General features: G+C 66.9%; 30 protein-coding genes. 12 read left to right on the plus strand and 18 right to left on the minus strand.

The window, feature by feature from the left end; translation table 11 throughout:
* The first annotated feature begins 148 nt into the window (after window positions 1-148).
* Window positions 149-1,501, plus strand: a complete 1,353-nt coding sequence (gene accC / locus H0O22_RS07315) for an acetyl-CoA carboxylase biotin carboxylase subunit (protein WP_185186076.1) — start codon at window positions 149-151, stop codon at window positions 1,499-1,501.
* On the opposite strand, the gene H0O22_RS07320 is transcribed toward accC, so the two are convergent.
* Window positions 1,498-1,782: a YggT family protein gene (locus H0O22_RS07320; protein ID WP_185188357.1), complete on the minus strand. Its 285-nt coding sequence runs from the start codon at window positions 1,780-1,782 to the stop codon at window positions 1,498-1,500. The two genes, accC and H0O22_RS07320, sit on opposite strands and share 4 nt — an antisense overlap.
* Before the next feature lie 137 nt (window positions 1,783-1,919).
* On the opposite strand from H0O22_RS07320, the gene psbX reads away from it, so the two are divergent.
* The 4 genes from psbX (at window position 1,920) to H0O22_RS07340 (ending at window position 4,013) form a co-directional block, all read left to right on the plus strand.
* A complete protein-coding gene (gene psbX / locus H0O22_RS07325) occupies window positions 1,920-2,042 on the plus strand; it encodes a photosystem II reaction center X protein (RefSeq protein ID WP_185186077.1) in 123 nt (40 codons plus the stop codon).
* 65 nt (window positions 2,043-2,107) lie between these two features.
* A complete protein-coding gene (locus tag H0O22_RS07330; protein ID WP_185186078.1) occupies window positions 2,108-2,986 on the plus strand; it encodes a Ycf66 family protein in 879 nt (292 codons plus the stop codon).
* A 5-nt stretch (window positions 2,987-2,991) separates the two neighbouring features.
* The gene (locus H0O22_RS07335) at window positions 2,992-3,531 is read left to right on the plus strand and encodes a Tol biopolymer transporter periplasmic protein (protein ID WP_255439206.1); all 540 of its coding nucleotides are present in this window, start codon (window positions 2,992-2,994) and stop codon (window positions 3,529-3,531) included.
* Complete coding sequence (locus H0O22_RS07340) at window positions 3,528-4,013, plus strand: hypothetical protein (protein ID WP_185186079.1); 486 nt, start codon at window positions 3,528-3,530, stop codon at window positions 4,011-4,013. The genes H0O22_RS07335 and H0O22_RS07340 overlap by 4 nt, the downstream gene beginning before the upstream one ends.
* Before the next feature lie 7 nt (window positions 4,014-4,020).
* Here the strand turns inward: H0O22_RS07340 and H0O22_RS07345 are convergent, their stop codons facing one another.
* Genes H0O22_RS07345 through H0O22_RS07355 form a run of 3 tightly spaced genes read right to left on the minus strand, consistent with a single transcriptional unit; the run spans window position 4,021 to window position 6,594 of the window.
* Window positions 4,021-4,203 (minus strand): chlorophyll a/b-binding protein, encoded by a 183-nt coding sequence (locus H0O22_RS07345; protein WP_255439207.1) that lies wholly within the window; start codon window positions 4,201-4,203, stop codon window positions 4,021-4,023.
* Between the two features lie 7 nt (window positions 4,204-4,210).
* Window positions 4,211-6,202, minus strand: coding sequence for an ABC transporter ATP-binding protein/permease (locus H0O22_RS07350; protein ID WP_185186081.1), 1,992 nt, complete (start codon window positions 6,200-6,202; stop codon window positions 4,211-4,213).
* A 38-nt stretch (window positions 6,203-6,240) separates the two neighbouring features.
* Window positions 6,241-6,594, minus strand: coding sequence for a histidine triad nucleotide-binding protein (locus H0O22_RS07355; protein WP_185186082.1), 354 nt, complete (start codon window positions 6,592-6,594; stop codon window positions 6,241-6,243).
* Window positions 6,595-6,654: 60 nt separating this feature from the next.
* Here H0O22_RS07355 and H0O22_RS07360 point away from each other — a divergent pair, with 60 nt between their 5' ends.
* On the plus strand, window positions 6,655-8,184 hold the full coding sequence (locus tag H0O22_RS07360) for a YifB family Mg chelatase-like AAA ATPase (protein WP_185186083.1): 1,530 nt from the start codon (window positions 6,655-6,657) through the stop codon (window positions 8,182-8,184).
* On the opposite strand, the gene H0O22_RS07365 is transcribed toward H0O22_RS07360, so the two are convergent.
* The 5 genes from H0O22_RS07365 to def form a co-directional block, all read right to left on the minus strand.
* Window positions 8,181-8,324, minus strand: coding sequence for a hypothetical protein (locus tag H0O22_RS07365; RefSeq protein WP_185186084.1), 144 nt, complete (start codon window positions 8,322-8,324; stop codon window positions 8,181-8,183). The two genes, H0O22_RS07360 and H0O22_RS07365, sit on opposite strands and share 4 nt — an antisense overlap.
* Window positions 8,325-8,428: 104 nt before the next feature.
* The gene (gene rpsU, locus H0O22_RS07370; protein ID WP_010304532.1) at window positions 8,429-8,599 is read right to left on the minus strand and encodes a 30S ribosomal protein S21; all 171 of its coding nucleotides are present in this window, start codon (window positions 8,597-8,599) and stop codon (window positions 8,429-8,431) included.
* A gap of 53 nt (window positions 8,600-8,652) precedes the next feature.
* Complete coding sequence (locus H0O22_RS07375; protein WP_185186085.1) at window positions 8,653-9,270, minus strand: DUF3747 domain-containing protein; 618 nt, start codon at window positions 9,268-9,270, stop codon at window positions 8,653-8,655.
* 59 nt (window positions 9,271-9,329) lie between these two features.
* A complete protein-coding gene (locus tag H0O22_RS07380) occupies window positions 9,330-9,527 on the minus strand; it encodes a hypothetical protein (protein ID WP_185186086.1) in 198 nt (65 codons plus the stop codon).
* 10 nt (window positions 9,528-9,537) lie between these two features.
* Window positions 9,538-10,140, minus strand: coding sequence for a peptide deformylase (gene def / locus H0O22_RS07385; RefSeq protein WP_185186087.1), 603 nt, complete (start codon window positions 10,138-10,140; stop codon window positions 9,538-9,540).
* Window positions 10,141-10,199: 59 nt separating this feature from the next.
* Between def and H0O22_RS07390 the strand changes: the two genes are divergently transcribed.
* Both H0O22_RS07390 and H0O22_RS07395 read left to right on the plus strand, forming a co-directional pair.
* Complete coding sequence (locus H0O22_RS07390) at window positions 10,200-12,104, plus strand: prolyl oligopeptidase family serine peptidase (protein WP_185186088.1); 1,905 nt, start codon at window positions 10,200-10,202, stop codon at window positions 12,102-12,104.
* Window positions 12,104-13,489, plus strand: coding sequence for a sodium/glutamate symporter (locus H0O22_RS07395; protein ID WP_185186089.1), 1,386 nt, complete (start codon window positions 12,104-12,106; stop codon window positions 13,487-13,489). Before H0O22_RS07390 ends, H0O22_RS07395 begins: the two co-directional genes overlap by 1 nt.
* Here the strand turns inward: H0O22_RS07395 and H0O22_RS07400 are convergent.
* Genes H0O22_RS07400 through H0O22_RS07410 form a run of 3 tightly spaced genes read right to left on the minus strand, consistent with a single transcriptional unit; the run spans window position 13,459 to window position 15,811 of the window.
* Window positions 13,459-14,136, minus strand: coding sequence for a class II aldolase/adducin family protein (locus H0O22_RS07400; RefSeq protein WP_185186090.1), 678 nt, complete (start codon window positions 14,134-14,136; stop codon window positions 13,459-13,461). The genes H0O22_RS07395 and H0O22_RS07400 overlap by 31 nt on opposite strands.
* On the minus strand, window positions 14,129-15,217 hold the full coding sequence (gene mtnA / locus H0O22_RS07405) for an S-methyl-5-thioribose-1-phosphate isomerase (protein ID WP_185188359.1): 1,089 nt from the start codon (window positions 15,215-15,217) through the stop codon (window positions 14,129-14,131). The genes H0O22_RS07400 and mtnA overlap by 8 nt, the downstream gene beginning before the upstream one ends.
* Before the next feature lie 48 nt (window positions 15,218-15,265).
* Complete coding sequence (locus H0O22_RS07410; RefSeq protein ID WP_185186091.1) at window positions 15,266-15,811, minus strand: DUF1543 domain-containing protein; 546 nt, start codon at window positions 15,809-15,811, stop codon at window positions 15,266-15,268.
* On the opposite strand from H0O22_RS07410, the gene H0O22_RS07415 reads away from it, so the two are divergent.
* On the plus strand, window positions 15,810-16,499 hold the full coding sequence (locus H0O22_RS07415) for a trans-aconitate 2-methyltransferase (RefSeq protein WP_185186092.1): 690 nt from the start codon (window positions 15,810-15,812) through the stop codon (window positions 16,497-16,499). The genes H0O22_RS07410 and H0O22_RS07415 overlap by 2 nt on opposite strands.
* On the opposite strand, the gene H0O22_RS07420 is transcribed toward H0O22_RS07415, so the two are convergent.
* From H0O22_RS07420 to H0O22_RS07440, 5 genes are all read right to left on the minus strand, one after another.
* Window positions 16,496-17,773 (minus strand): SufS family cysteine desulfurase, encoded by a 1,278-nt coding sequence (locus tag H0O22_RS07420; RefSeq protein WP_185186093.1) that lies wholly within the window; start codon window positions 17,771-17,773, stop codon window positions 16,496-16,498. The genes H0O22_RS07415 and H0O22_RS07420 overlap by 4 nt on opposite strands.
* A complete protein-coding gene (gene sufD, locus H0O22_RS07425; RefSeq protein WP_185186094.1) occupies window positions 17,770-19,008 on the minus strand; it encodes a Fe-S cluster assembly protein SufD in 1,239 nt (412 codons plus the stop codon). Before sufD ends, H0O22_RS07420 begins: the two co-directional genes overlap by 4 nt.
* Window positions 19,008-19,805 (minus strand): Fe-S cluster assembly ATPase SufC, encoded by a 798-nt coding sequence (sufC, locus tag H0O22_RS07430; RefSeq protein WP_185186095.1) that lies wholly within the window; start codon window positions 19,803-19,805, stop codon window positions 19,008-19,010. Before sufC ends, sufD begins: the two co-directional genes overlap by 1 nt.
* A gap of 74 nt (window positions 19,806-19,879) precedes the next feature.
* Window positions 19,880-21,322: a Fe-S cluster assembly protein SufB gene (sufB, locus tag H0O22_RS07435; protein WP_185186096.1), complete on the minus strand. Its 1,443-nt coding sequence runs from the start codon at window positions 21,320-21,322 to the stop codon at window positions 19,880-19,882.
* A gap of 9 nt (window positions 21,323-21,331) precedes the next feature.
* Window positions 21,332-21,685, minus strand: coding sequence for a ferredoxin-thioredoxin reductase catalytic domain-containing protein (locus H0O22_RS07440; protein WP_010313046.1), 354 nt, complete (start codon window positions 21,683-21,685; stop codon window positions 21,332-21,334).
* A gap of 217 nt (window positions 21,686-21,902) precedes the next feature.
* On the opposite strand from H0O22_RS07440, the gene sufR reads away from it, so the two are divergent.
* Both sufR and H0O22_RS07450 read left to right on the plus strand, forming a co-directional pair.
* Window positions 21,903-22,538 carry an iron-sulfur cluster biosynthesis transcriptional regulator SufR gene (sufR, locus tag H0O22_RS07445; RefSeq protein WP_185186097.1) on the plus strand — a complete coding sequence of 212 codons (636 nt, stop codon included), beginning with the start codon at window positions 21,903-21,905 and terminating at the stop codon, window positions 22,536-22,538.
* 4 nt (window positions 22,539-22,542) lie between these two features.
* The gene (locus H0O22_RS07450) at window positions 22,543-22,893 is read left to right on the plus strand and encodes a hypothetical protein (RefSeq protein WP_185186098.1); all 351 of its coding nucleotides are present in this window, start codon (window positions 22,543-22,545) and stop codon (window positions 22,891-22,893) included.
* On the opposite strand, the gene H0O22_RS07455 is transcribed toward H0O22_RS07450, so the two are convergent.
* On the minus strand, window positions 22,874-23,758 hold the full coding sequence (locus H0O22_RS07455) for a DMT family transporter (protein WP_255439209.1): 885 nt from the start codon (window positions 23,756-23,758) through the stop codon (window positions 22,874-22,876). The genes H0O22_RS07450 and H0O22_RS07455 overlap by 20 nt on opposite strands.
* Window positions 23,759-23,796: 38 nt before the next feature.
* On the opposite strand from H0O22_RS07455, the gene H0O22_RS07460 reads away from it, so the two are divergent.
* The gene (locus H0O22_RS07460) at window positions 23,797-24,402 is read left to right on the plus strand and encodes a phycobiliprotein lyase (RefSeq protein ID WP_185186099.1); all 606 of its coding nucleotides are present in this window, start codon (window positions 23,797-23,799) and stop codon (window positions 24,400-24,402) included.
* The last annotated feature ends 55 nt before the right edge of the window (window positions 24,403-24,457 follow it).

Here is a 24,457-nt window from a genome sequence, read left to right on the forward strand (position 1 = left end):
GCAGAACGGTGGCGTGAGGGGTGCAGCGCTGATGCACTGCCCAGGCAATATACCCATCGCCTGACCCCGCTCAGCAAGGGGAAGGGCTCGGTCATCACTGATACAGTCCCACCGGCCCGCCCTGCCGGATTCGCCGGACTGCCACTGGATGCCCATCGGCAAACTGCTGATCGCCAACCGCGGCGAAATCGCTCTTCGAATCCTGCGCACCTGCCGGGAATTGGGCATTCCCACAGTGGCCGTCTACAGCACGGTTGATCGCAACGCCCTGCACGTTCAGCTGGCCGACGAAGCGGTCTGCATCGGCGATGCACCGAGCAGCAAGAGCTACCTCAATATCCCCAACATCCTCGCGGCAGCGACCTCGAGGGGCGCCGACGCCATCCACCCCGGCTACGGCTTCCTGGCTGAGAACGACAAGTTCGCGGAAATCTGCGCCGACCACGGCTTGACCTTTGTTGGCCCCTCGCCCGAGTCGATCCGCTCGATGGGCGACAAGTCCACGGCCAAGGCCACCATGCAAAAGGTGGGCGTCCCCACCATCCCCGGCAGCGAAGGCCTGCTGGAAAACGTGGAGGAGGCCCGCAGCCTGGCGGAGTCCATGGGTTATCCCGTGATGATCAAGGCGACCGCCGGTGGCGGTGGCCGCGGGATGCGCCTGGTCCCCTCAGCGGACCAACTGGACAACCTCTTCAAGGCGGCCCAAGGGGAAGCGGAAGCCGCCTTTGGCAACCCCGGCCTCTACATGGAGAAGTTCATCGACCGGCCCCGGCACGTTGAGGTGCAGGTGCTGGCCGACCGCCACGGAAACGTGGTCCATGTCGGGGAGCGGGACTGCTCCATTCAGCGGCGTCACCAAAAGCTGCTCGAGGAAGCCCCGAGCGTGGCCATCGACGCCGAACTGCGTCGGCGCATGGGCGAGGCCGCCGTCGCCGCAGCCCGCACCATCGGCTACGAGGGCGCCGGCACCGTGGAGTTCCTGGTGGATCGCACCGGCAACTTCTATTTCATGGAGATGAACACCCGGATTCAGGTCGAGCATCCCGTCACCGAGATGGTCAGCGGTGTGGACCTGATTGCCGAGCAACTGCGCATCGCCGGCGGTGAGCCCATCTCGGTCAGCCAGGACCAGATCAAACTCACCGGCCATGCCATCGAGGTCCGGATCAACGCCGAGGACCCCCGCCAAAACTTCCGGCCTGCGCCCGGCAAGATCACCGGCTGGCTTCCCCCCGGCGGTCCCGGTGTGCGCTTCGACAGCCACGTCTACACGGGCTATGAGATCCCGCCCTTCTACGACTCCTTGATCGGCAAGCTGATCGTCTGGGGCAACGACCGCGATCACGCCCTCAAGCGCCTGCGCCGCGCCCTGGCGGAATGCGCCGTCACCGGGATTCCCACCACGATTGATTTCCACCTGCAACTGCTGGAGCGTCCGGAGTTCATCTCCGGTGACGTGCACACCAAGTTCGTGGAGCAGGAGATGCTGCCGAACGGCTAGGCCGGCAGCACGCTCAAGCGCATCACCATCTGGGTGAGCAGCCCCTGCTGACCCACCAACAGCTCTCGAATCAGGCTGACCAGCCCCACCCAGATCACCGGGGTGACGTCCACGCCGCCGATCGGAGCGATCAACTTGCGGCTGACGCCGAGGACAGGCTCGGTCGGAATCGCCACCAGCTTCCAAACCCCCTGGCTGAGATCCACCTGCGGATACCAGGTCAGAACGATCCGGAACAGGAACAGCAGGGTCCAGGCCGACAGCAGCAAACCCAGGCCCATCGCAAAGGGCGGCAGCACCAGACGGAGCAGTTCCAAGCTGGAGCCATCAGTTCCCGTCACAAAGCCCTAAGCAGCGGCTTCTCAATCGTAGGAAGTTGCCATCACTGCCTAGGATTGCCGGCGGATTCGGCACTGTCATGACCCCTTCCCTCGCCAATTTTCTGAGCAGCCTTCTCTGGGGCGCCGTGATCGTGGTCATCCCTGTGGCAGCTGCCGTGGTCCTGATCAGCCAGAACGACCGGGTCGACCGCAAGCTCTGATTCCCCTTCAGCTAGGGGCCGGTCTCGACGCCCGCCCTAAAGTGGCCTGAAAGGGCAATCGATCTGTGGTTAACGCCAGCCTGAATTGGGCCAGCATTGTCGGGATCGTGCTGGCCGTCGGCGGGGCTCTCCTCTATTTCATGAGGAGCTTCAAGCCGGCTCTGGCTCGCGACTACGACGTGTTTTTTGCCGCCGTCGGCCTGCTCTGCGGCGGCATTCTCTTTTTCCAGGGCTGGCGCCTGGATCCGATCCTTCAGTTCGGTCAGTTCCTGCTGGCCGCCACCACCGTCTTCTTCGGCTACGAGAGCGTGCGGCTCCGGGGTGTGACGACAGAACAGGCCCGCCGCTCCTCCTACTTCGACGACGACGACGAACCCAGTCCGAGACCGCGCATGGGTGGCGGACGGGACTTCCGCGACGACGCCGACCGCTTTGACGATCCCCAGCCCCTGCGCCGGCGGATCCGCTCCCGCGAGGACAGTTACGGCGAACGGGAGGAAGATGATTTTTACCGTCCCCGTCGCCCCGCCCGTGCCGCCATCCCTGAGCGCGCCGCGTCCCGTGATGACTGGCAAGGCCAAGGTGGCCGCTCCGAGCGGGACCCCGAGCCCTCCAGCCGCTTCCGCGCTGGCGGCGCCCCAGCCTCCTCTCCTTCGGAATTTGGCAGCCGCCGCCAAGGCCGCGAGGAGATGCGCCGCGGCAGCCGTCCGGCGAGCCGCCCGGACGACATGCCCCGCTCCAGCCGTCGCGGCAGCCCCATGGGCGCAGCCCCCTCTACTGAGAATCCGGGAGTGCCCCAAGGGGCTCCCTATCAAGCCAACGCCAAACCCGAAGCGGACACGGGCGTGAGTGATGCCGAGTTCCGGCCGGTCCGGCCGGCCCCGGGTGGCAGCGCCAACGGATCGCCCCGTCCCCGCGACAACAGCTCCCGCTTCGACGACTGAGGCCGTTGCACGCCCGAGCACTGGTGATGGCTGGCGTCCTGCTGGCCATCGGTGGATGTGGACTGCGCCGGCAGACGGCCAGTCCGATCGGCCTCAACGGTGCTGAGAACCGCGAGCAGCCTGCTCTGAGTGGCGATGGTCGTTTGCTGGCTTCCCTCGTCGAGCGCGGCGGCCGCACCACCGTCCTGCTGCAGGAGCGCCGCAGCGGCAAGGTGCTCCCCCTGCGGCACCTGCGGAGGCATCAACCCCACAGTTCCCCCTCCCTGAGTTGGAACGGCCGCTACCTGGCCCTCTTGATCCAACGGGGGGCCCGCCGGGAGGCCGTCATTGAAGATCGGGCCAGCGGCGCCCTGCAGCCCCTCTTTCTACCCGGGAATGCCGAGCCCAGGCGGCTCAGCCTGGCGCCGGATGCCCGACAACTGGCGGTGGAGCTCACCAGCCAGGGCAGCACGCGGCTGCAGCTCTACGACCTCAGCGGCCTGCTGGAGCCGGACCTGGCCCCGGGTCTGCGCGAGAGCGGCGGCGGACCGGGGGGGCCGCCGTGACGCGGCGTTACTTGCTCACGGCCAGCGCGGCACTGCTGCTGCTCAGTGGCTGCGGCGGTGGACGCCTGCGGCCCCTCCCGGGGCTCAACCAGCAACTCAATCAACTCGGCCAAGGCCGGAGCCCTTCCCTCTCCGGCGGCTGGCTGGCTTTGATCGCCGCCCGCGGCAGCGGCCGCGTCCAGGTGCAGCTGATCGACGTCAACCGCCGCAACCCCGTCCCCTTGCCCGGGCTGAATCGGCCGGATGCCCTACCGATCAGCGTGGCCGTGGACCAAAACGCGGAACGCCTCGCCGTCGTGCGCCAACGGGAGGACCGCACCGAGTTGGTGCTCTACAAGCGCAGCCTGCAGGCCACGCAACTGCTACCCATGGAGCCCGCCGGTGTGCCGCGCCAGGTGAGCTTCAGCGCCGATGGGCGCGTGCTGGCGGTGGAGGTCAGCCGCGGCGGGCTCTGGCAGATCGATCTCCTGGAGATCCCCTAGACGGGCCTCAGCCGACGAAGCCGGCCCAACGCAGGAAGGTCTCCCCGCTGATGGCTTCCACCACCAGGATCGCCACGAAGCCGACCATCGCGAAGCGACCGTTGACCCGCTCGGCATAACCGCTCCAACCGAAGGCCGGAGCGTCATTGGTGGTGGCACTGGTGGCGGGGACGTCGGGCGTCTCGGACATCGTGGGATCAGGCTCCTGAGCTGAAGTCATAGCTGGTGGCGGGAATCAGCTTCCATCCCCCCTGGCCGTCGAGCTCGAGCACCAGGTCGTGGAAGCTCTTGAGGCTAGGGCGGTGGCCCACGCTCACAAAGGCCATCTCCCGTTGGGAGAGCAGCTCATAGAGGTGTTTCTCCGTGCCCACATCCAGCGCACTGGTGGCCTCATCCAGCACCACAAAGCGCGGGGAATTCAGCAGCAGACGGGCAAAGGCCAAGCGCTGCTGCTCACCCAGCGAGAGCAGCCGCGGCCAGTCCTGCTTGATGTCGAAATCGGGGTAGCGCTGCACCAGGGCCGACAGACGCACTTCGTTCAACACGCTGCGCAGATGCTCATCGCTGAAGCGCTGGGGCTCCTGGGGATAACAGAGCTGCTCCCGCAGGCTGCCCAAAATCATGTAGGGCTTCTGGGGAATGAACAGCAGCTCGGAGAGGGGCGGACGCTGAACCTCACCGCGGGCGGCCGGCCAGAGGCCGCTGACCAGACGCAGGAAGGAGGTCTTGCCGCAGCCGCTGGGGCCAACCACCAACACCCGCTGCCCGGGACCCACGTCAAGGCTCAAATCCTGGATCAAGCGCCGCTCGCTGTTGGGGGGCACCAGATCGACATGGCGCACCAACAGTGAACCGGAGGCCCCGGTGCTGGATTGCACCTCGCTCAAGCGCTGCTGCTCGGCGTTGACCTCACTGATGGCTTCGACCTTGCCCTGGAAGCCCTCCAGTCGGCTGATCGATGCGGAGAAGGCCGCCAGGCGGTCGATGTTGTTGACGATGAAACTCACCGAGAACAGCACCTGGGAGAAGGCAATCCCGGCCTGGGCGAAGACCCCGAAATCCACCTCCTTGGCGAAGTAGATCGGAGCGATCACCAGCCAGGGCAAAAAGCGGGAGAAATAGTCATAGGAGCGCTGAATCACGCTGATCAGCGCCTCCCAAATGATCAGCTTGTTGTAATTCTGAATCGCCCCACCCAGGCGCCGCTCCGCCTCCCGTGATTCCTGCTGCTCACCGCGATAGAAGGCGATCGATTCGGCGTTATCGCGGATGTGCACTAGGCCGTAACGGAAGTCGGCCTCCAGGCGCAACTGGTCGTAGTTCAGGGCCACCAGCTTGCGGCTGGCGAACACGATCACGGCCGTTCCACCCAGGGAATAGATCAGCAGCCAGAGGGCCAGGGTCGAGCTGATCGTCCACAGCACCACGATGAAGCTGAGGAAGGTCAAGACGGCCGACACCACCTCGACACTGACGCTCAGGCTGGTGCCCGTGAAGCTGGCGGTGTCCTGGGAGATCCGTTGATCCGGGTTATCGATTTCTTCGGCCGCCTCATCGTTGGGATTGAGGACGTAGTAGGCGCGATTGGTCAGATAGCGGCGCAAGAGGCGGCCACTGAGCCATTCCCGCCACAACAAACCCAAGCGGGGAATCAAGTAGCTCTGCAGGGCCCGGATCGGCAACGCCAGCACCAAGCAGAAGGCGTAGATCGCGACGATCTGCCAGAACTCTTCGACCTTGTAGGTGACGAGCGCGTTTTCAACGTTGCGGGCGACGTAGCTGATGCCGACGTTGATCCCGTTGATCACCAGGATCAGCAGGGTGATCACCCCAAGCATCACCCAAGGGAGCCAACGCCCCTGCCGCAACTTGCTGCGCAGGGAGACAAAACTGCCGACACCCGCGGCAAACAGGACCATCACGATCGGGCCGGCCGGACTGGCCCAAATCGAGGCCACCTGCTCGGGAACCCCCGGCAGGAAACGGGCCTGGAACTCAGGAACCAGTGCACCACTCAGGGCGATGACCCCACTGAGCAGCAGCAGGGTGCTGCCGGCTACGACCGCCAACAGGGCCAGGATCAGCAGCAGGAACTGCCAACCACTGGTCTCCTCAACGGGGAGGAAGTAGGGCTGCGCCAGCCGCTGCAGCTTGATGAGCTGACGGCGGAAGGCCTGCAGGGGATTCATGACGGCGCTCGGATGCCGTCATTCTCGCCGCTCGCAACTCAGCCTGGAGGCCAAGCCAAGGGACGGCCACCAATCACGTGCACATGCAGGTGGAAGACGGTCTGCCCGGCCTCCTCGCCGCTGTTGATCACCGTGCGGAAGCCCGTCAGACCCTCCTGCTTGGCGACCTTGGCCGCCACCAGCAGGAGATGACCCAGCAGTGACGCCTGGCTGGCCTCCGCCTCCGCCAGGTTCACCACGTGCTCGCGGGGGATCACCAGGATGTGGACCGGGGCCTGGGGAGCCACGTCGCGAAAGGCCAGGCACTGCTCATCGGCATAGACCTGATCGCAGGGAATCTCCCCCCGCAGGATCCGGCCAAAGATCGTGTCGTTGTTGGCGGCGTCGGCCATGGGTTCAGGCGGCTGGTGAAACAGCGGTGGAACTAATCAACCAGCGCTGTCCTTAAGCCGATGCTGGCACGATCAAGCACCGCGGCCCTGGCGGGGATCAAGGCCTATCCCGTCCAAGTGGAGGTGGATCTCGCCCCCGGCCTGCCGGCCCTGGTCATCGTCGGCCTGGCCGATGCAGCGGTCCAGGAATCCCGGGAACGGGTGCGCTCCGCCCTGCGCAACAGCGGCCTGCGGCTGCCGCTTTCGCGGGTGGTCGTCAGCCTGGCGCCGGCCGACCGCCGCAAGCAGGGACCCAGCTTTGATCTCCCCATCGCATTGGCCCTGGCCTGCGCCAGCGGACAACTCCAACCCGAGCAACTGGAGGGGATCTGGTGCTGCGGCGAACTCGGCCTCGATGGCCAGTTGCGGCCCATCCGCGGCGCCCTCTCGATCGCCTTAGCCGCCCACCAGGCCCGGGCCCGGGCCCTCCTGGTCCCCGAGGGCAATAGGGCGGAAGCCGCCTTGGTGGAGGGGCTTGAGGTCAGGCCGGCCGGCAGCTTGAAGCAAGCCCTCGAGGCGCTGCAGCCGAACTACACCCCCAAGCCGCTCCCACCTCAAGCTCCCCCGCCAAAGCCCAGGGACAGGTCCGTCGATCTGCAGGAGGTGCAGGGCCAAGCCCACGGCCGCCGTGCCTTGGAAATCGCCGCGGCCGGCGGCCATCACCTCCTGCTCGTGGGCCCGCCCAGCAGCGGCAAAACCCTGCTCGCCCAGAGCCTGGCCGGTCTGCTGCCACCCCTCAGCCCGCCGGAGCAACTGGAGATCACCCAGCTCTATTCCGTGGCCGGAGAACTCGAGCAGCAGAGCGGATTGGTCAGCGCACGCCCCTTCCGCAGCCCGCACCACAGCTGCTCCAGCGCCGCCCTCTTGGGGGGCGGCCGCGCACCGCGACCGGGGGAACTGGCCCTGGCCCACCGCGGCGTGCTCTTCCTCGATGAGCTGGGGGAATTCGGCCGGGATGTCCTCAACCAACTGCGGCAACCGCTCGAGCAGGGCGCGCTCAGGCTCGGCCGGGCGCAACAACCGTTGCACTACCCCTGTTGCATCTGCCTGGTGGCGGCCACCAACCCCTGCCCCTGCGGCTGGTACGGCGACCTGGAGCACGACTGCAGCTGCACCAGCTCCGAGCGCCAGCGCTACTGGGGGCGCCTTTCCGGACCCTTGCTCGATCGCATTGACCTGCAGGTGGTCATGCAACGGGTTCCGGCGGAGATCCTGCGGCAGGGTTCTGGGGAAGGCGGCCGTGACGCACCGCCAGAATCCACGGCCCACGTCGCCCAGCGCATCCAGCGGGCACGGGCGCGGATGGTCCAGCGCAATCCCCCAGGGACCAACAACCACAAGCTGAGCACCCGCGATCTGCGCGAGCGCGCTCAGCTGAGCCAAGACGCCCTCAGCCTCTGGGAGCAAGTCATGGCGGCCCGGGCCCTCTCCGCCCGCAGCGGTCAACAGCTGCTGGGCGTGGCCAGAACCATTGCCGATCTCGATGGCGACGCTGAGGTCGGGACCTCAGCGGTGGCCGAAGCCCTCACCTACCGCAGCTTTGCGCCCTAGTGCTTGTGGGGCGGTATATCCCGGTAGGGCTGCACACCCACGTTCGGGGGCTGGTGCTGGCGCTCTTCGAGGGGATTGCCAAAGGCATTGCCCACGCTCTTGCCAAACCAGCGGTTAATGGCACTGATTAACTCCTTCACAGCGCACCTCGACGGAGACCTTCTCCATCATTGGTAGCCATGAAAAAAGCGGAAATCGGTGTTTCTACCGATTCCCGCTGAAGGGATTGCGCTGAAGCCGAAGCTCAGCGGCGGCGGCGGCGCTGCTGGGCCTTGCGCTTGTACTTCTCGACGGGGGTCTCGTGGTGACGGAGACGCTTGAGATCGGCAAAGATCCCGGCCTTGGAGACCTGGCGCTTGAAGCGGCGTAGTGCCGACTCAATGCCCTCGTTCTCGCCGACGGTGACCTGGGTCATAAAACCGATCTAGGAATTTTGCAGTTTGAAGATGGTAGCAAGGGGGGAGCAGGTCACCAGAGACCAGGGACCGCGGGATCCGTAGCCGGCTGATCACCGGTGGCAGCGGGCTGCTCCGCCACCGGCCAGCTGTCCCGATAGATGTAGACGTGGCCGAGGTTCCGTCCACCGAACTGGCGGCGCATCAGCTTCCAGCCGGGTTCGGGCTGCAGCAGGAGGTAGTCGGTGTTTTGGCTGTGGCCGCCGGTGCGGGCGATCACCATCTCCGGGCCAGCGCTGGGCTTGGAGGGGAAGGCCATCAGCACGTTGTCGCCCTTCTCGCGCACCACGCTGATGCGGTAGGTGCTGGCCAGGTCGTCCTCGCCAACCCGAAGGGAATAGCCGTTGCCGTCGATGTAGCGGCTGCAGATCCCCGTGAAGTCAAAGCTCGAGAGCAGGGGGTCGACCTTCACCGGCCCCTCCTCCACCAAGGCGAAACAAGGACGGGTGTCCTTGCGTTGCTCGTAGATATTCAGCTGGGCCCGCTCGCCCGTCCCAATCGGGGCGGCGACGATGACGAACTTGGTCTGGTCGACCTCCACGGCGTCAAACAACGCTTTGGCCTGCACGGGCGCAGCCATCAGGCTGGCGACCGGAAGCAGGGCAGCCAGGGTTCGGACCAGAGAAAACACAGAGTCGCTTCGGTTGGCAGGGGCTGATCGTAAAAGTGATCGGCAGCGGCGCCAGTCCCTCAGGCCGGCTTGTTGATCCGGATCGCCACCAACAGGCTGATCAATGTGCCGGGCAGGGAGAGCCCCAGGATCGTGCCGGTGGCGGTCACCCCCAGCTCGGGGTCGCCGTAGGCCAACTCGAACACCGATCCGGTGGCGGCAATCCCCAAAACGCAGGCCAGGGCAAGGAAGAGTCCCGCCAGGGGTTTCATCGGCATAACAAGTGGCTCAGGCGATGGTGTGGACGTCGGAGCGGTCAAACCCCTTTTCCTTTAAACCCTCGAGGAGCTTCTCCTCGTCGGTGACTCGATCCACGAAGAGAACCCCGTTGAGGTGGTCCATCTCGTGCTGGATGCAGCGGGCCATCAGGCCATCGGCCTTCATCCGCTTCGGGCGACCGAAGGCATCCCGGTAGCTCACATCCACCACGCTGGGGCGCACCACATCGAGGTAGACGCCGGGGATGCTCAGGCAACCCTCTTCATAGGTGCACAGCCCACCACCCACGGAGGTGATTTCAGGGTTGATCAGCACCAGGGGAGGGCTATTGGGGTCGTCCAGCTCCAGGTCGATCACCAACAGCTGTTGGTTCACCCCAATCTGCGGAGCGGCCAGGCCAATGCCTTTAGCGGCGTACATGCTCACAAGCATGTCGGTGGCCAGCTTGCGGACCGCGTCATCCACCTTGCCGATGCGCCGCGCCGGCTCCCGCAGGGCCTCATCACCCAGCTTGTGGATGTCGTAAGGAGGATTCTCGATGGGCTCCTTGGACACCTGCAGGCGTCCCGAGAGCTCAGCCGAGCGCGCCAACTTGGCGAAGCTATTGGCCAAGACGTGTCCTCAACGGCGTTGCGAACAGCGATTCTAGGAGGCCTGATCGGCCTGTTCCGTTGAGCCTGACCCCTCCAGCCACGCTCACCCCCCTCTCCGCCCAACTGGTGCTGGGGAAAACCCCCAGCCTCAAGGAGCCCGTGCTGTTGGCTGGGGCGCTCTATTGGCTGGAGCAGCGGCCGCACGAACAGGGACGCACCACCTTGATGGGGCGATCGGCCCCCGGGCAGGAGGCCCGCGAATACACCCCCGGGAGCTGGAATCTGCGCTGCCGGGTCCATGAGTACGGCGGCGGCGCCTGCGCGATCGGCCGCCGGGCCAGCGGGGAGGCCGTGGCGGTCTTCTGCCATGACGTGGACCGCAGCCTCTGGCGCCTGGATCTGGGTCAAGCCGGGGCCGAACCGCAGCGGCTGCTCCAGCCCCAGGGGGATCGCTTCGAGGGAGCCCTGGGGGGCGGCCTGATCGACCCGCACCAGGACCGCTGGATTGGTGTCCTTGAGCGCGACGGGATCGACCAGTTGGTGGCCCTGCCCCTGGCCGGCGGGGAACTCGAGCTGCTGCATCAAGCGGCCGACTTCTGCGGCTACCCCGCCCTGAACCCCGACGGAGCGCGGCTGGCCTGGGTGGAGTGGCAGCAACCGGCCATGCCCTGGGACCGCAGCAGCCTCTGGCTGGCGGAGGTCGAGGGTTCCGGTCCGCTCAAGCGGGCCCAACGGGTGGCCGGCGCCTCCCCCGAGGACGCCCAAGCGATTTCGGTCTTTCAGCCCATCTGGGCGGGGCAGGACCTCGTGGTCGCCAATGACCGCAGCGGCTTTTGGAATCTGGAGGGCTGGTCCGGCGCCGACCAAGCCCCCCTGGAGACGCCCCACTGGGCCCCGCTGCTGACGCTGGAGGCGGAGTTCGCGATGCCCCAGTGGGTGTTTGGCATGAGCACCCACGCCTGGGATGGCGAGCGGCTGCTGGCCATCGCCTGCCGACAGGGCCGTTGGGAACTCGGGGAGGTCACCGGCGGAACTTGGCGACCGATTGAGCAACCCTGCAGCGACCTGGCGGGACTGTGCGCTGAAGCCGGACAGCTGGCCTGCATCGCCAGCAGCCCAACCCATCCCTCGGGTCTGCTGGAGGTCGCACTGGAGGGCGGCCAGTGGAACCATCGCGCCGCGGCCCCCTGCCCGATCGCCCCGGAGGCCATCAGCCAACCCGAAGAACTGTGGTTTGACGGCCATGGCGGCCAGCCCACCCAGGCCTGGTACTACCCCCCTGCCGGAGGCGGCCACGGCGAAGCACCGCTGCTCGTGAAGAGCCACAGCGGCCCCACCGCGATGGCCCGCACCGGCCTGAATCTGGCGATCCAGTTCTGGACCAGCCGCGGCTGGGGGGTGGTCGATGTGAACTACGGCGGATCCACGGGCTTCGGCCGGGCCTACCGCGAACGACTCAACGGCCAGTGGGGCGTGGTCGATGTCGCCGACTGTGCCGCCGCGGCCCAGGCCGTGATCGACCAGGGGCAGGCCCACCCCAAGCGGGTCGCGATCGAGGGGGGCAGCGCCGGCGGCTTCACGACCCTGGCGGCCCTCTGTTTCACGGACCGCTTCAGCGCTGGAGCGAGCCGCTACGGCGTCGCCGACCTGAGCGCCCTCGCCGAGGACACCCACCGCTTTGAGGCCCGCTACCTCGATGGCCTCGTGGGCCCGTGGCCGGAGGCGCGCGCGACCTACGCAGCCCGCTCCCCCCTCAACCACGCCGAGCGAATGGGCTGCCCGGTGATCTTTTTCCAGGGGCTCGAGGACGTCGTGGTGCCCCCCGAGCAAACCGAGCGGATGGCCGCCGCCCTGCGCGAGAAGGGCATCCCGGTGGAGGTGCGCCTCTTTCCAGAGGAGGGCCACGGGTTCCGCAAGGGCAGCACCCAGATCGAGGTGCTGGAGGCCACGGAAGCCTTCTTCCGGATGCACTTCGCCCTCTGATGGACGGGCTTCTGCCAGGACTCTGGGGCCCTGATCTCTTCGATGGGATCAGCTGGCTTGTCCTGGCCGGAGGCGTTCTGGCCGCAATCCTGGCGACCGGTCGGGCCATCGGCCGGCGGCTGCAGCTGCAGCTCTGGGGCATTCCTGAGGCCTTGGTGGCCGGTGTTTTGGGCCTGCTGGTGGCCCCCAAGGGACCCTTCCCGCTGCTGCCCGAGCACCTGATGGAGCTCTGGGCGCAGCTGCCCTTGGTGCTGCTGACCTTGGTCTTCGGCTCCTTGATGCTCGGCAAACCCCTGCCCAAGCTCGCGGGGGTGCTCAAGCCGGTGGGCGGCCACGTCACCCTGGCCTTGGTCCTGGCCTTCGGCCAGTACGTCGTGGCGGGGTTGGTGGTGCTGCTGGTGCTGCAACCGCTGCTGGGCTTCAGCCCGGTGATGGCCTGCCTGATCGAGGTGGCCTTTGAAGGCGGCCATGGCTCCGCCGCGGCCATGGGGGCGAGCTATGCCGCCCTGGGATTCGAGAGCGGCCAAGACCTCGGGCTCGCCCTGGCGACGGTGGGACTGCTCTCCTCGACCTTGATCGGCGGCTTGGTGGTGGTGCTCGGGCGCTCCCGGGGGTGGCTCGTGGCGGACCTCGCCCCCGAGGCGATCCAGCCCCCCGCGACACCCACCGAGGCCAGCGACGGCCCTGGACATCCGCTGGCCGCGTGGCTCTGCAACCTCGGCCTGGTGGGCGTCGCCGTTGGCGTGGGCTGGCTCCTGCAACTGCTGCTGCGGCAGCTGACAGGCTGGATCGGGGGCGGGGTAGCCACAGTGGGACAGGCCCTACCGGTGTTTCCCCTGGCGATCCTTGGGTCCCTGCTGGTGCGCTGGCTGCTGCAGCGCAGCGGGCGGAGCCAATGGGCGTCGGCGCCCATCCAAAGCGAAGTCAGCACCCTGGCGGCCGATCTACTGATCGCCTCGGCCACCGCCGGTCTCAACCTGCAACTGCTGCAGGCGAACTGGCTACCGATCAGCCTGCTGGCCGGGGCCGGCTTGGCCTGGAACCTCCTGATCAGTCTCTGGCTCGCCCCCAAGCTGCTGCCCAAGGACTGGTTTGAGCGGGCCCTGGTGGAATTCGGCCAGGCCACCGGCGTGGCCGCGTCGGGCCTGCTGCTGCTGCGCATGGCGGACCCGGAGGACCACAGCGACGCCCTCCCGGCTTTCTCGCTGAAGCAGCTGCTGCTGCAACCCCTGCTGTCGGGCGGGGTGATCACCGTGGTGGCCCCCCTGGCCGTGACGGGCTGGGGGCTGCCCCTCTGGACCCTGGTCTGCGCCGGCGTGATGCTGCTGGCCGCGGGCGCGGGCCTCTGGATCGCTCAGCTGCCGGAGCTCGAGGAGGCCCGGTAGAGGAGGGTGCGGAACTGATGGCGCACCTGCTCCATCTGCTCAGCACTCAGCAGCGGCGGCTCGCCAAGGGCGAGGGCCTGCAGGTAGATCCGCGCCAGGGTTTCCACCTCGACGGCCAGGGCGAGAGCCTTGTCGAGGGTGGGGCCCACCGAGACCTGACCGTGCTGGGCCATCAGGCAGGCCAGCCGTCCCTCAAGGGCTTGGACCACACCGTCGGAGAGCTCCTGGGTTCCAAAGGTGGCGTAGGGGGCACAGCGGATGTCGTGACCGCCGGCCACCGCCGTCATGTAGTGGAAAGGAGGAATGTCCCGGCCATGGCAGGCCAGGGCGGTGGCGTGGATGGAGTGGCAGTGCAGCACCGCCTGCACCTCCGGGCGGCTGGCCAGGACGTCGGCATGCAGACGCCACTCCGAGGAGGGCCGGCGTTGGGGACGGCCATCGGCGGGGATGAAGAGGGGCTCACCCTTGAGATCCAGCGCCACCAAGTCGTTGGGCTGCATCTGCTCATAGGGCAGGGAGCTGGGGGTAATCAGCATCCCGCCGGGGATGCGTACCGAGAGGTTGCCGGAGGTGCCCTGGTTGATCCCGCTGGCCTGCATGCGCCGGGCGCAGTCGACGAGTTGCTCGCGCAGATCCAGATCAGACATCGGCGTAGAGCTCCTGGAGACCTTCGGCGCTGGCGGCGACGACGCCGCGCTCGGTGATCAAGGCCGTCACCAGGCGGGCCGGGGTGACATCAAAGGCGGGGTTAAAGCCAGGGCTGCCATCGGGGCTGAGCTGCACGCTGGTGATCTGCCCATCGGGGCTGCGGCCCTGGATGTGGGTGACCTCCTCAGGGCTGCGGGCCTCGATGGGAATCTCGGCGACCCCGTCATCGATCTGCCAGTCGATCGTGGAGGCCGGCAGGGCGACATAGAAGGGGACGTTGTTGTCGCGCGCCGCCAGGGCCTTCAGGTAGGTCCCGATCTTGTTGCAGACATCGCCGCGGCGGGTGGTGCGGTCGGTGCCGACGATCACGGCATCCACCTGGCCGTGCTGCATGAGGTGCCCGCCGGCGTTGTCGACGATGACGGTGTGGGGAACCCCTTCGCGGCCGAGCTCATAGGCGGTCAGCGAGGCGCCCTGGTTGCGGGGGCGGGTCTCATCGACCCAGACGTGAATATCGAGGCCAGCGCGGTGGGCCTTGTAGATCGGCGCGAGGGCCGTGCCCCAATCGACGGTGGCCAGCCAACCGGCATTGCAGTGGGTCAGGACGTTGAAGGTCTTACCCGGCCGAGCCGCGGCCAGCTCCTGGAAGATCGCGAGGCCGTGGTCGCCGATGGCCTCACACATCGCCACGTCCTCATCGGCGATGGCCGCTGCCTCGGATTGCGCCGCCTCCGCCCGCTGCTCAGGGGCCAGCGGCGCGACACGATCCCGGACCCGCTCGAGGGCCCAGCGCAGGTTCACGGCCGTGGGGCGGGTGGCATTGAGTTGCTCGAAGGCGGCCGCCAGGGCGGCATCGCTGGGGTCCACCTGCAGAGCGAGCATCAGGCCGTAGGCCCCGGTGACCCCGATCAGGGGGGCGCCGCGCACCACCATCGTGCGGATGGCCTCGGCGGCCTCATCGCAGCTGCTCAGGCGGCGGGTGGTGAAGCGGTGGGGCAGCAGGGTCTGATCGATGACCCCAACCGAGCGACCACCCTCTTCGAGCCAGATGGTGCGCCAGGCCTGGCCGTCGATCTTCATGGGTGCTGCCCGCGCAAAGGACTGCACCGATCATCTCCTCCAGCCCCCTCAGATCGGGCGATAGCCCTGCCAATCGGGCACCTGGGGCTGACTGACGCCCGCCGGGTCGGGGCTGAGCTGCACATGCCAGCGCTCGCCTCCGAGCAGGTCCAACTGCTCGAGGGCCAAGCAGTCATCGACCGCACAGAGGTCGTCCTTGTGTTGCTGCAGGGAGCCCTGGAGCCACTGGCGTTTCGCCGCGGCCTTGGCCGCCTGGGGGCTGCGGGCCACCACGAGACCGAACTGGTGCAGTTCCGCGAGGGAGTCCGGGCGGTAGGCGCCCAGGTTGACGAACCAGAGCTTCTCGGGCCGGGGCGCGGCGGGCTCGCGCCCCAAGCGCACCGTCCAGCCATCGATCGCGCGCACCGCCATGTAGGCATCCAGGTGCAGACCCTCACGCCTCCCGAACCACTGGCGCTTCAGCTCCGGGATGGTGGCCTCGAGGGTCGATCCAGCCACAAAGCGGACGTCATGGAGCTCGATCAGGCTGGAGGCAGTGCGCCCACCTAGGACCACCAGAAATAGGGTTGGGGCGCTGGGGGATGGCGGCGTCATGGACCTGTTTCAGCAGCAGTGGGCCACCTACCGGGCCGTGCTCGATCACGACCTGATGGAGCACCAAGCCATGAGCGCGGCCTGCGGGCAGCAGCTGCGGCAGTGCTGCGCGGAAGCCGAGGCCCCCAGCCTGGTGGATTTGGGCTGTGGCGATCTTGCCTTGCTGGCGCCGCTGCTGCGGGAGCTGCCCTTAGCGAACTACACCGGCTTGGATCTCTGCGCCGAAGTGCTGCCCCTGGCGCAGGCGGCCCTGGAGGGGGCGGCCTATCCCCGCCGCTGGATCGCCGGCGACCTACTGGGCTGGGCCTGCGATCCAGGCGGGGCCGCCGTGGACGTCATCCACAGCAGCTACGCGGTGCACCACCTCCAGGACGCCGAGAAGGAGGAGTGGCTCGCCGGCTGCCGGCGGCGCATCGCCCCGGGCGGGTGCTTGATCTGGATCGATGTCTTCCGCGAGGCCGGGGAGAGCCGGTCGGACTACCTGGCCCACTACGGGGCCCGGGTGGGGAGCTGGAGCGACCTCAGCCCGCAGCAACGCCAAGCGGTCCTGGGACACATCCAGCGCTTTGACTACCCCGCCGAGCGGGGTGCCATTGAATCTATGGCGGCGGCCGCCGGCTGGTCATGGCAATGGGCCTGGCAAGGGCGCCACGGCGCCGAGGCCATGGCCGTGCTCAGCCCCGTTTAGCTGTGCTCGCGCAGGAAGCTGATCGTTCCCTGGAGTTCATCGGCGAACCGATCGATCTCCTCGAGCGTCGTCGTAAAGCTGAGGCTGGCCCGCGCTGAAGCGCTGAGGCCGTAATGGCGGTGCAGGGGCTGGGTGCAGTGGTGGCCGCTGCGAATGCAGATGCCCGCGGAGTCGAGCAGGGCCGAGATGTCGTTGGCATGGACACCCTCCACGTGGAAGGCCGCCAGCGCCGCCCGATCCGGCTGTTGCTCGGGTGTTGGCCCGAGCACGGTCAGGCCATCAATGGTCTGCAGCCGTGTAAAGAGATGGGCTGTGAGCTGCTGCTCCCAGGCGTGGATGCGATCAAGGCCCAAGGCCTGGAGGTAATCCAGGGCTGCCCCCATGCCGATCGCCTCGCCGATGGCGGGGGTCCCGGCTTCGAACTTGTGGGGCAGGCCGGCCCAGCTGCTGTGGTCCAGGTAGACGTCCTGAATCATCTCGCCGCCGCCGAGGAAGGGCGGCATCGCCTCGAGCAGGGCCTCTTGGCCCCAGAGGAAGCCCATGCCCGTCGGGCCGCAGAGCTTGTGGGAGCTGCCGACCAGGAAGTCAGCGCCCAAGTCTTTGACGTTGACCGGCAGGTGCGGAAGGCTCTGGCAGGCATCCACCAGCACCAGGGCACCAGCGGCATGGGCGAGGTCGGCCACCGCACGGATCGGGTTGAGGCAGCCCAGGGTGTTGCTGACGTGTACCAGGCTCACCAGCCGGGTGCGCTCGTTGATCTTGCTGCGCAGGTCCTCGAGATCCAGTTCACCGCTGCCTGTCAGTCCGGCGTGGCGCAGGACGCAGCCGGTGCGGTCCGCCAGCAGCTGCCAGGGCACGAGGTTGCTGTGGTGCTCCATCACCGTCAGCAGCACCTCATCGCCAGGGCGAAGGTTCGCTTCCCCCCAGCTGCGGGCCACAAGATTGATGGCCTCACTCGCATTGCGGGTGAAAACGATTTCGTTCGGGGTCGAGGCGTCCACAAAGGCAGCAGCTTTGGCCCGCGCACCCTCAAAGCCCTCGGTGGCCCGGGCACTCAGCTGGTGGGCGCCGCGATGGACGTTGGCGTTGTCGTGGTCGTAGTAGTGCTGCAGCGCCTCAAGCACCTGGCGGGGCTTTTGGCTGGTGGCGGCGTGATCGAGGTAGATCAAGGGCTGGCCCAGGCAGGCCTTCTGCGCCAGCAGGGGGAAGTCCTGGCGGGTCTGGGCCGCCAGATCCACCGCGGGAACGCTCATCAGGCCGGCGGAGCTGCTCATGCCGACTCCAGCTCCAACTGATCCAGGGGGCACCACTGGCGAGCGGGCTCCGGCAGGGTGCGCAGGACCTCTTCGCAGAAGGCGCGCTTCAGCAGGCCGGCGGCTTGCTCGGCCCAAATGCCGCGGCTCTGGAGGTAAAATAGCTCGTCGGGGTGCAGGCTGCTGACCGTGGCGCCGTGGGCGCACTTCACGTCATCGGCCACGATCTCGAGCTCGGGCTTGGTATCGATCCGCGCCCGGTCCGAGAGCAGCAGGTTGCGGCTCAACTGGGCCGCATTGGTCCGCTGGGCTTCACGGGGAACCCGCACCGCACCGTTGAAGACGCTCCGGCCTTGGCCGGCCGCCACGGCCTTGTGCACCTGATCGAGCTCCCCTTCCGGGCCCGAGAACTGCACGAAGCTGTGGGTGTCAGCGATCTGCTGCCCCCCGACCAATTGCAAGCCCCGCAGGGTGGAGTGGGCCTGGCCGTCCACCTGCACCAGCCGGGGTTCATGGCGGGCCAGTCCCCAGCCCGCTGCGACGTTGCTCAGGGCCGCTTGACTCTCCGGCTCTTGCTCAACCGCAATGTGGCTGAAAAGGGCGGCATCGCTGTTGCCCAAGGCCACCAGGCCATGGCGCAGCTGGGCGCTGCGGGCCAGATGGGCTTCGATCACCACGCTGACCAGCCCCGCCCCCTGGGCCTCAATCAGCTGGGAGAGGTCCAGCTCGGCCTTCTCCTCCAGCACCAGGAGGATGCGCAGCGGGAGCATCCCGCCGGCGCAGGCACTGACCAATTCCAGGGCAACCGACGTGCGGCTTTTGACCCGCAGGGCGAGCAGCTGTGTGGCGCTGGCGTGGTTCAACTCCACCGGCCAGTGCTGCTCGCAGCTGGTGGCCGCCAGGGTGTGGCCCAACCCTTGGGCCACCTCGGAGGCGCTCAGGGGCTCCAACCCCTCCGGCAGGGTCGCGCCAGCGAGGGGATCGCTGGACCCATCCAGCTGGAGCTGAAGACCTGAGCCGCTCGCGCCAGCGCTCGGCTGGGCCGCCTGTGGGGCACCCAGGGGAAGCCCCTTCAAGAGGCTGAGGTCGGTGAAGCGCCAGTCCTCCATGCGCGAGGAGGGCACACCCTGCTGGGCCAAGGCATCACGGCCGCGCTGCTGCACGGCAGCCAAGGAACCCGAGGCTGGGGGGAGCTCGGAGAGCCAATGCTCCAGCCAAGCTGACCGCTGGGTGGGGGCGCTGAGGCTGGCGGTCATCAGGCCACCTCCGCTGCGGCCAAGGCGGCCAGCTCCTGGTCGACCCAGTCGTAACCGCGCTCTTCCAGTTCCAAGGCCAGCTCTTTGCCGCCCGTGCGCAGCATCCGGCCCGCGGCCATCACGTGGACGTAGTCCGGGGTGATCGCATCGAGCAGCCGCTGGTAGTGGGTGATCAGCAGGGTCGCGTTGTCGGGGCTCGCCAGCTGATTGACGCCACCGGCCACGATCCGCAGGGCATCGATGTCCAGGCCGGAATCGGTCTCATCGAGGATCGCCACCATGGGATCCAGCAGAGCCATCTGCAGAATCTCGTTGCGCTTTTTCTCGCCGCCGCTGAAGCCCTCGTTGACGGAGCGATCCAGGAAGGCGGGATCCATCTGAACCACCTGGAGGCGCTCGCGAACGAGGTCCTCAAAGGCAAAGGTGTCGAGCTCCTCGTCGCCCTTCTCGGCGCGGCGGGCATTGGTGGCGACCCGCAGGAACTCCAGATTGCTCACGCCTGGGATTTCGACCGGGTACTGGAAACCCAGGAAGACCCCTGTGCGCGCCCGTTGTTCGGGGTCCAGCTCCAGCAGGTTCTCGCCGCGGTAGGTGACGCTGCCGCCGGTGACGGTGTAGGCGGGATGACCCGCCAGCACCTTGGAGAGGGTGCTCTTACCGCTGCCGTTGCGGCCCATCACCGCGTGGATTTCGCCGGCACGAATCGTCAGATTGACGCCCTTGAGGATCTCCTTGTCCTCGACGCGAGCGTGGAGATCCCGGATCTCAAGCAGCACTGGAGCGTCAGGGCGAATCACGGAGGAAGGGAGACGAAGGGAAACAGAGAAAGGAATGGGAGCGGCCGAACCGGGGCCGCCCTCAGCGTTGGGATCTAGCCGACCGAGCCCTCAAGCTTCAGGGCTAGAAGCTTGTCCGCCTCGGCGGCGAACTCCATGGGCAGCTGATTGAAGACATCGCGGCAGAAACCGCTGACCATCATCGAAACCGCCTCTTCAAAACCGATGCCTCGGCTTTGGAGATAGAAGAGCTGGTCCTCGGAGATGCGACAGGTGCTGGCCTCATGCTCAACCGCGGCCTGGGGCTGTTGGGAGCGGATATAGGGATAGGTATTGGCGGCGGCCTGATCGCCGATCAGCATCGAGTCGCACTGGCTGTAGTTCTTGGCGCCCGTGGCCTTCGGACCGATCTGAACCAAGCCGCGGTAGCTGTTCGAGGAGCGTCCGGCGCTGATGCCCTTGCTGACAATCGTCGAGCGGGTGCGCGGCCCTACGTGAATCATCTTGGTGCCGGTGTCGGCCTGCTGCATGTTGTTGGTCAGGGCCACCGAGTAGAACTCGCCGACCGAATCGGCACCCTGCAGCACGCAGCTGGGGTACTTCCAGGTGATGGACGAGCCGGTTTCCACCTGGGTCCAGCTGATCTTGCTGCGCTCACCACGGCACTGGCCGCGCTTGGTCACGAAGTTGTAGATGCCACCGACCCCGTTCTCATCCCCGGCGTACCAGTTCTGAACCGTCGAGTACTTGATCGACGCGTCATCGAGAACCACCAGTTCAACCACCGCGGCATGCAGTTGGTTGGTGTCAAACATCGGGGCCGTGCAGCCCTCGAGGTAGCTGACCGAGGCGCCCTCTTCGGCCACGATCAGGGTGCGCTCGAACTGGCCGGTGTCCCCGGAATTGATTCGGAAGTAGGTGGAGAGCTCCATCGGGCACTCCACGCCCTTGGGAATGAAGACGAACGAGCCGTCGCTGAAGACCGCTGAATTCAGGGCGGCGAAGTAGTTGTCATTGCTGGGAACCACGGTGCCCAGGTAGCGCTCAATCAGCTCGGGGTACTCCTTGACCGCTTCGCTGATCGAGCAGAAGACAACTCCGTGCTCAGCAAGCTTTTCCTTGTAGGTCGTAGCGATCGAAACGCTGTCAAAGACGGCATCCACGGCCACATTCGAGAGCCGCTTTTGCTCACTCAGGGGGATCCCGAGCTTGTCAAAGGTCTCCAGCAGCTTCGGATCCACCTCATCGAGGCTGGCCTTTTTGTCCTGCTGCTTGGGAGCCGCGTAATAAATGATGTCCTGGTAGTCGATGGGCGGGAAGCCCAGTGCGGCCCAGTCCGGCTCCTCCATCTGGAGCCACTGGCGGTAAGCCCGCAGGCGGAAGTCCAGCAGGAACGACGGTTCGTCCTTCTTGCTGGAGATCAGACGCACCACGTCCTCGCTGAGGCCCTTGGCGATCTTTTCGGTTTCGATGTCCGTGACGAAGCCGTACTTGTACGGCTGACTCACTAAGTCACCAACAGCCTGCGCGTTACTCATTGGCGAGCCTCAACCACCGGTGTGGGCTTTGACGTCTTCCATGGAGATGGTCTGGTTCTCGCCGCGGAAGGGGTTGTCCTCGGTCAGGAACAGCATGCAATGGCACTCCTTGCGCTCACGCATGGGCACACAGGGGCAGTTCCAGAAGGCTTGGGCGACTTCGGCTTCCTTGTCTTCGTAGTGGCGGCAAGGGCAGAGAGCGCCGCCCAATTCATCCTTGTGACGGGCCAGCCCCTCGAGCACAACAGCGGTGACGCTGGGATCGCTGCAGAAGTAGGTCCCCGTGCGCTGCGCGTAGGTCTCCGCAAACTTGCGGATCACCTCAAGGCTGTCGCTGGCTGACGGGGAGGGGGCTGCAGACATGAGCGCAGGGACGAAGCTTGAACGTGCGGACCGGCGACCCGTCCACCACCAACTTACGAAACACCACGGTTTCGTAATTCGACGATAGAGACCAAGGGCGTCGCCAGTGAAAGGCCATTGTTGCGCGTTGCCGGCGCCAATCGGGGCCTGGAGCCGTCAGCCCACACTCGCCAGTGCCCGTTGGGCCGTGGCATGGTGTGGTTGACCGCCTCAAACCATGAGCGTCTCCGCCCAGGCACCTACCCGCGAAGCCGCTCTGAGCCTGATGTTGCGGCAGGGTGAGCTCACGGCAGCCCAGCTCGCCGAGACCCTGCAGGTGTCCGTCCAGGTCATGCGGCGCCATTTGCGCTCCTTAGAAGAAGAGGGATTGGTCGAGGCCAGTCCATCCAGCGAAGGCCAGGGCCGGCCCAGCAACCGCTGGCGACTCACCACCCGTGGCCGCGGGCATTTCCCCAACGGCAGCGAGCACTTCGCCTTGGGTCTCCTCAGCTCGATGACCGCCAATCTGCCCAGCGGCATGGTGGAAGAGCTGCTCGAGCGGCAGGCCAGCGAGAAGGCCGAGGACTACCGCCAGCAAATCGGAGAGGGCACGGTTCCCGAACGGCTGGAGCGGCTGGTGGAGCTGCGGCGGGGCGAGGGTTACGTCGCCGAATTCCACGCCGAACCCGGGCAGAACAGCTGGGTGCTCAGCGAGTTCCACTGCTCGGTCCAATCCATTGCCCAGCAATTCCCCTGCGTCTGCGAGCAGGAACTGGAACTGATTCGCCACACCTTCCCGGACTGCCAGGTCGATCGGGTGCACTGGTTACTCGAAGGCAACCAGGCCTGCGGCTTCCGGCTCGCGCCGAGCTGACGCCGTGCTGAGCGAACAGGACCTGAGCGAGCTGGAGAGCACCCTGCTGCCCGCCCTCGAGCGCCACCACCTGCGCCTGCTGGCCCACAGCCTGCGCTGCCTCCAGCAGGCTTCTGCCCAAGCGGGTGAGCAGCCCGAGGGCGAGCGACTCAGGGCCTGGGCGGAACGTCAGCCGAACCTGGCGGTGGATCCCACCTTTATTCCGGTCTTGGTGGAGCAGCTCGGCAAAGCCTCCGCCCAGCTCGAGAGCATCGGCCAGGCCATCGGCAAACCCTCCCTGGAGCTGGACATCGCCGACCTTGTGCGCTGGGGGCAACAACAAGCCGACGAGCGGCTCAAACCACCACACAACTGACACCCGCCAGGCCCATCAGGGCCGCGCAGACCCCGCGCCAGCCAGGGTGATCCCCCTCGAGGGAGGCCAGCGGAAGGGCCATGACCGGAGCCGTGGCCAAGAGGGCAACGGCGAGCGCGCCCGGCAGATGCAGCAGCGCCGTCTGCTGGAGGGCGATCCCGGCCGTTGTTCCCAGCAGGGTGGCGAGCAGGCCGAGGGGCCAGCGCCGCTCAAGCGGCCGAGGGCCCTGGGGTCGATGCAGGAGTGAGGGCAGCAGCGGGAGCAACACCAGGGCTGCGGCCACCAGGCGCAGGGCGGCCGCATCCAGCGGAGCGATGGCACCGGAACGCAGCGCCGCCCGGGCGAGCACGGCCCCGCCGCTCCCGCAGGCCAAGGCCCCAAGGGCGAGGGCGATCCCGAGACCCCAATCCCTAGAGCGCGGCCCCTCCACATCGCGTCCCGCCACCAGCCAGAGGGCGGCCGTGATCAGGGCAATGCCAAGCCATTGCAGCGGGCTGGGGCGCTCCGAGAGGGCCGCCATCCCGAGCAGCGCCGTGACGGCTGGACCGCCGGCGTCCAGGGTCAAAGTGCGGCGGGTGCCAATCCGGCGGAGCGCCGCGAAGAAGAGGCTGTCGCCGAGCGCAATCCCCAGAACCCCACTGGCGGCCAACAGCAGCAAGGCCCGGGGCTCCTGACCCCAGGCCGCCTCACCGGAGCGCCCGACGAGCGGGAGCAGGAACAGGAGGGCTAAGCCGTTTTTGAGCAGGTTGAGCTGGCTGGCGCTCAGGGCCGTGGGCAGGCGCCGCCAAAGGCTGCTGGCCAGGGTCCAACAGAGGGCACCCGCCAAGGCCGCCAGGACTCCGCTGAGCACCGCTGCAGGGAACATCTACGGCTTGCGATCATCGCTGCAACTGCTCCGGCGCCGTGACCCTTGCGATTGAGAATGCCCTCAGCTTTTTCCAGCTGAGCTGCGGTCGCTGGCGCTCCCAGCGCAGCGTCCATCACCTGCTGCACCGTCGCGCCGAAGCCGGTGGATCGCTGATCGTGGTCGAGGAACTGGAGCGCAGCGACAAGCGCCTAGCTGACATTGCGGCACTCCACGGTCAAGATCCCGCTCGCCTCGTGGGGGGCTGCTGGGTGCGCTGGAGCGCCTCGATGGCTTGGGACAAGGCCGGCGAAGACCACACCGGAGAAAGCCTCTTTGGCCTGATCCCCACCGATGAACGGGGACGCTCAGGGATCCTGCTGCGCGATCAGGGCTACGCCGAAAAGGCTCCAGCCAGCTCGGAGTTCTCGATGGATGAACGGGACGGGCTGCTGCTAATCACCGGCTACGAAACCATGAGCGTTTGGGAACGCTTCTCGTTCTCCGGCCCTAACGTCCGGGTTCGCAGTAGCACCGTCGAGGGCCTCTCGAATAACGCGTCCTTCTGCGTCGAGATCCGATGCGACGACGAGACGGTGGCCCCGCCAGATTCGAACCCCAGTGAACAGAGGCCTTTCGAGGCCATCTCCCCCCTGGGCTGGTGAGCCCTCAGAAACGTTACGGACTGTGATCCCTCGCTCAGCGCAAGCGGTATCTGAA

Source organism: Synechococcus sp. LTW-R (genome assembly GCF_014217875.1).
Lineage (GTDB): Bacteria > Cyanobacteriota > Cyanobacteriia > PCC-6307 > Cyanobiaceae > Vulcanococcus.

Excerpts from the sequence above, each read along its gene's own strand:
- H0O22_RS07410 (WP_185186091.1), bottom strand. The coding sequence starts at position 15,811 with ATGACGCCGCCATCCCCCAGCGCCCCAACCCTATTTCTGGTGGTCCTA.
- sufD (WP_185186094.1), bottom strand. The coding sequence starts at position 19,008 with ATGACCGCCAGCCTCAGCGCCCCCACCCAGCGGTCAGCTTGGCTGGAG.
- sufB (WP_185186096.1), bottom strand. The coding sequence starts at position 21,322 with ATGAGTAACGCGCAGGCTGTTGGTGACTTAGTGAGTCAGCCGTACAAG.
- H0O22_RS07395 (WP_185186089.1), top strand. The coding sequence starts at position 12,104 with ATGGACGGGCTTCTGCCAGGACTCTGGGGCCCTGATCTCTTCGATGGG.
- H0O22_RS07420 (WP_185186093.1), bottom strand. The coding sequence starts at position 17,773 with ATGAGCAGCTCCGCCGGCCTGATGAGCGTTCCCGCGGTGGATCTGGCG.
- sufR (WP_185186097.1), top strand. The coding sequence starts at position 21,903 with ATGAGCGTCTCCGCCCAGGCACCTACCCGCGAAGCCGCTCTGAGCCTG.
- H0O22_RS07360 (WP_185186083.1), top strand. The coding sequence starts at position 6,655 with ATGCTGGCACGATCAAGCACCGCGGCCCTGGCGGGGATCAAGGCCTAT.
- H0O22_RS07415 (WP_185186092.1), top strand. The coding sequence starts at position 15,810 with ATGGACCTGTTTCAGCAGCAGTGGGCCACCTACCGGGCCGTGCTCGAT.
- mtnA (WP_185188359.1), bottom strand. The coding sequence starts at position 15,217 with ATGAAGATCGACGGCCAGGCCTGGCGCACCATCTGGCTCGAAGAGGGT.
- H0O22_RS07345 (WP_255439207.1), bottom strand. The coding sequence starts at position 4,203 with ATGTCCGAGACGCCCGACGTCCCCGCCACCAGTGCCACCACCAATGAC.
- H0O22_RS07400 (WP_185186090.1), bottom strand. The coding sequence starts at position 14,136 with ATGTCTGATCTGGATCTGCGCGAGCAACTCGTCGACTGCGCCCGGCGC.
- accC (WP_185186076.1), top strand. The coding sequence starts at position 149 with ATGCCCATCGGCAAACTGCTGATCGCCAACCGCGGCGAAATCGCTCTT.
- rpsU (WP_010304532.1), bottom strand. The coding sequence starts at position 8,599 with ATGACCCAGGTCACCGTCGGCGAGAACGAGGGCATTGAGTCGGCACTA.
- H0O22_RS07455 (WP_255439209.1), bottom strand. The coding sequence starts at position 23,758 with ATGTTCCCTGCAGCGGTGCTCAGCGGAGTCCTGGCGGCCTTGGCGGGT.
- psbX (WP_185186077.1), top strand. The coding sequence starts at position 1,920 with ATGACCCCTTCCCTCGCCAATTTTCTGAGCAGCCTTCTCTGGGGCGCC.
- H0O22_RS07440 (WP_010313046.1), bottom strand. The coding sequence starts at position 21,685 with ATGTCTGCAGCCCCCTCCCCGTCAGCCAGCGACAGCCTTGAGGTGATC.
- H0O22_RS07350 (WP_185186081.1), bottom strand. The coding sequence starts at position 6,202 with ATGAATCCCCTGCAGGCCTTCCGCCGTCAGCTCATCAAGCTGCAGCGG.
- H0O22_RS07320 (WP_185188357.1), bottom strand. The coding sequence starts at position 1,782 with ATGGGCCTGGGTTTGCTGCTGTCGGCCTGGACCCTGCTGTTCCTGTTC.
- H0O22_RS07355 (WP_185186082.1), bottom strand. The coding sequence starts at position 6,594 with ATGGCCGACGCCGCCAACAACGACACGATCTTTGGCCGGATCCTGCGG.
- H0O22_RS07380 (WP_185186086.1), bottom strand. The coding sequence starts at position 9,527 with ATGCCGATGAAACCCCTGGCGGGACTCTTCCTTGCCCTGGCCTGCGTT.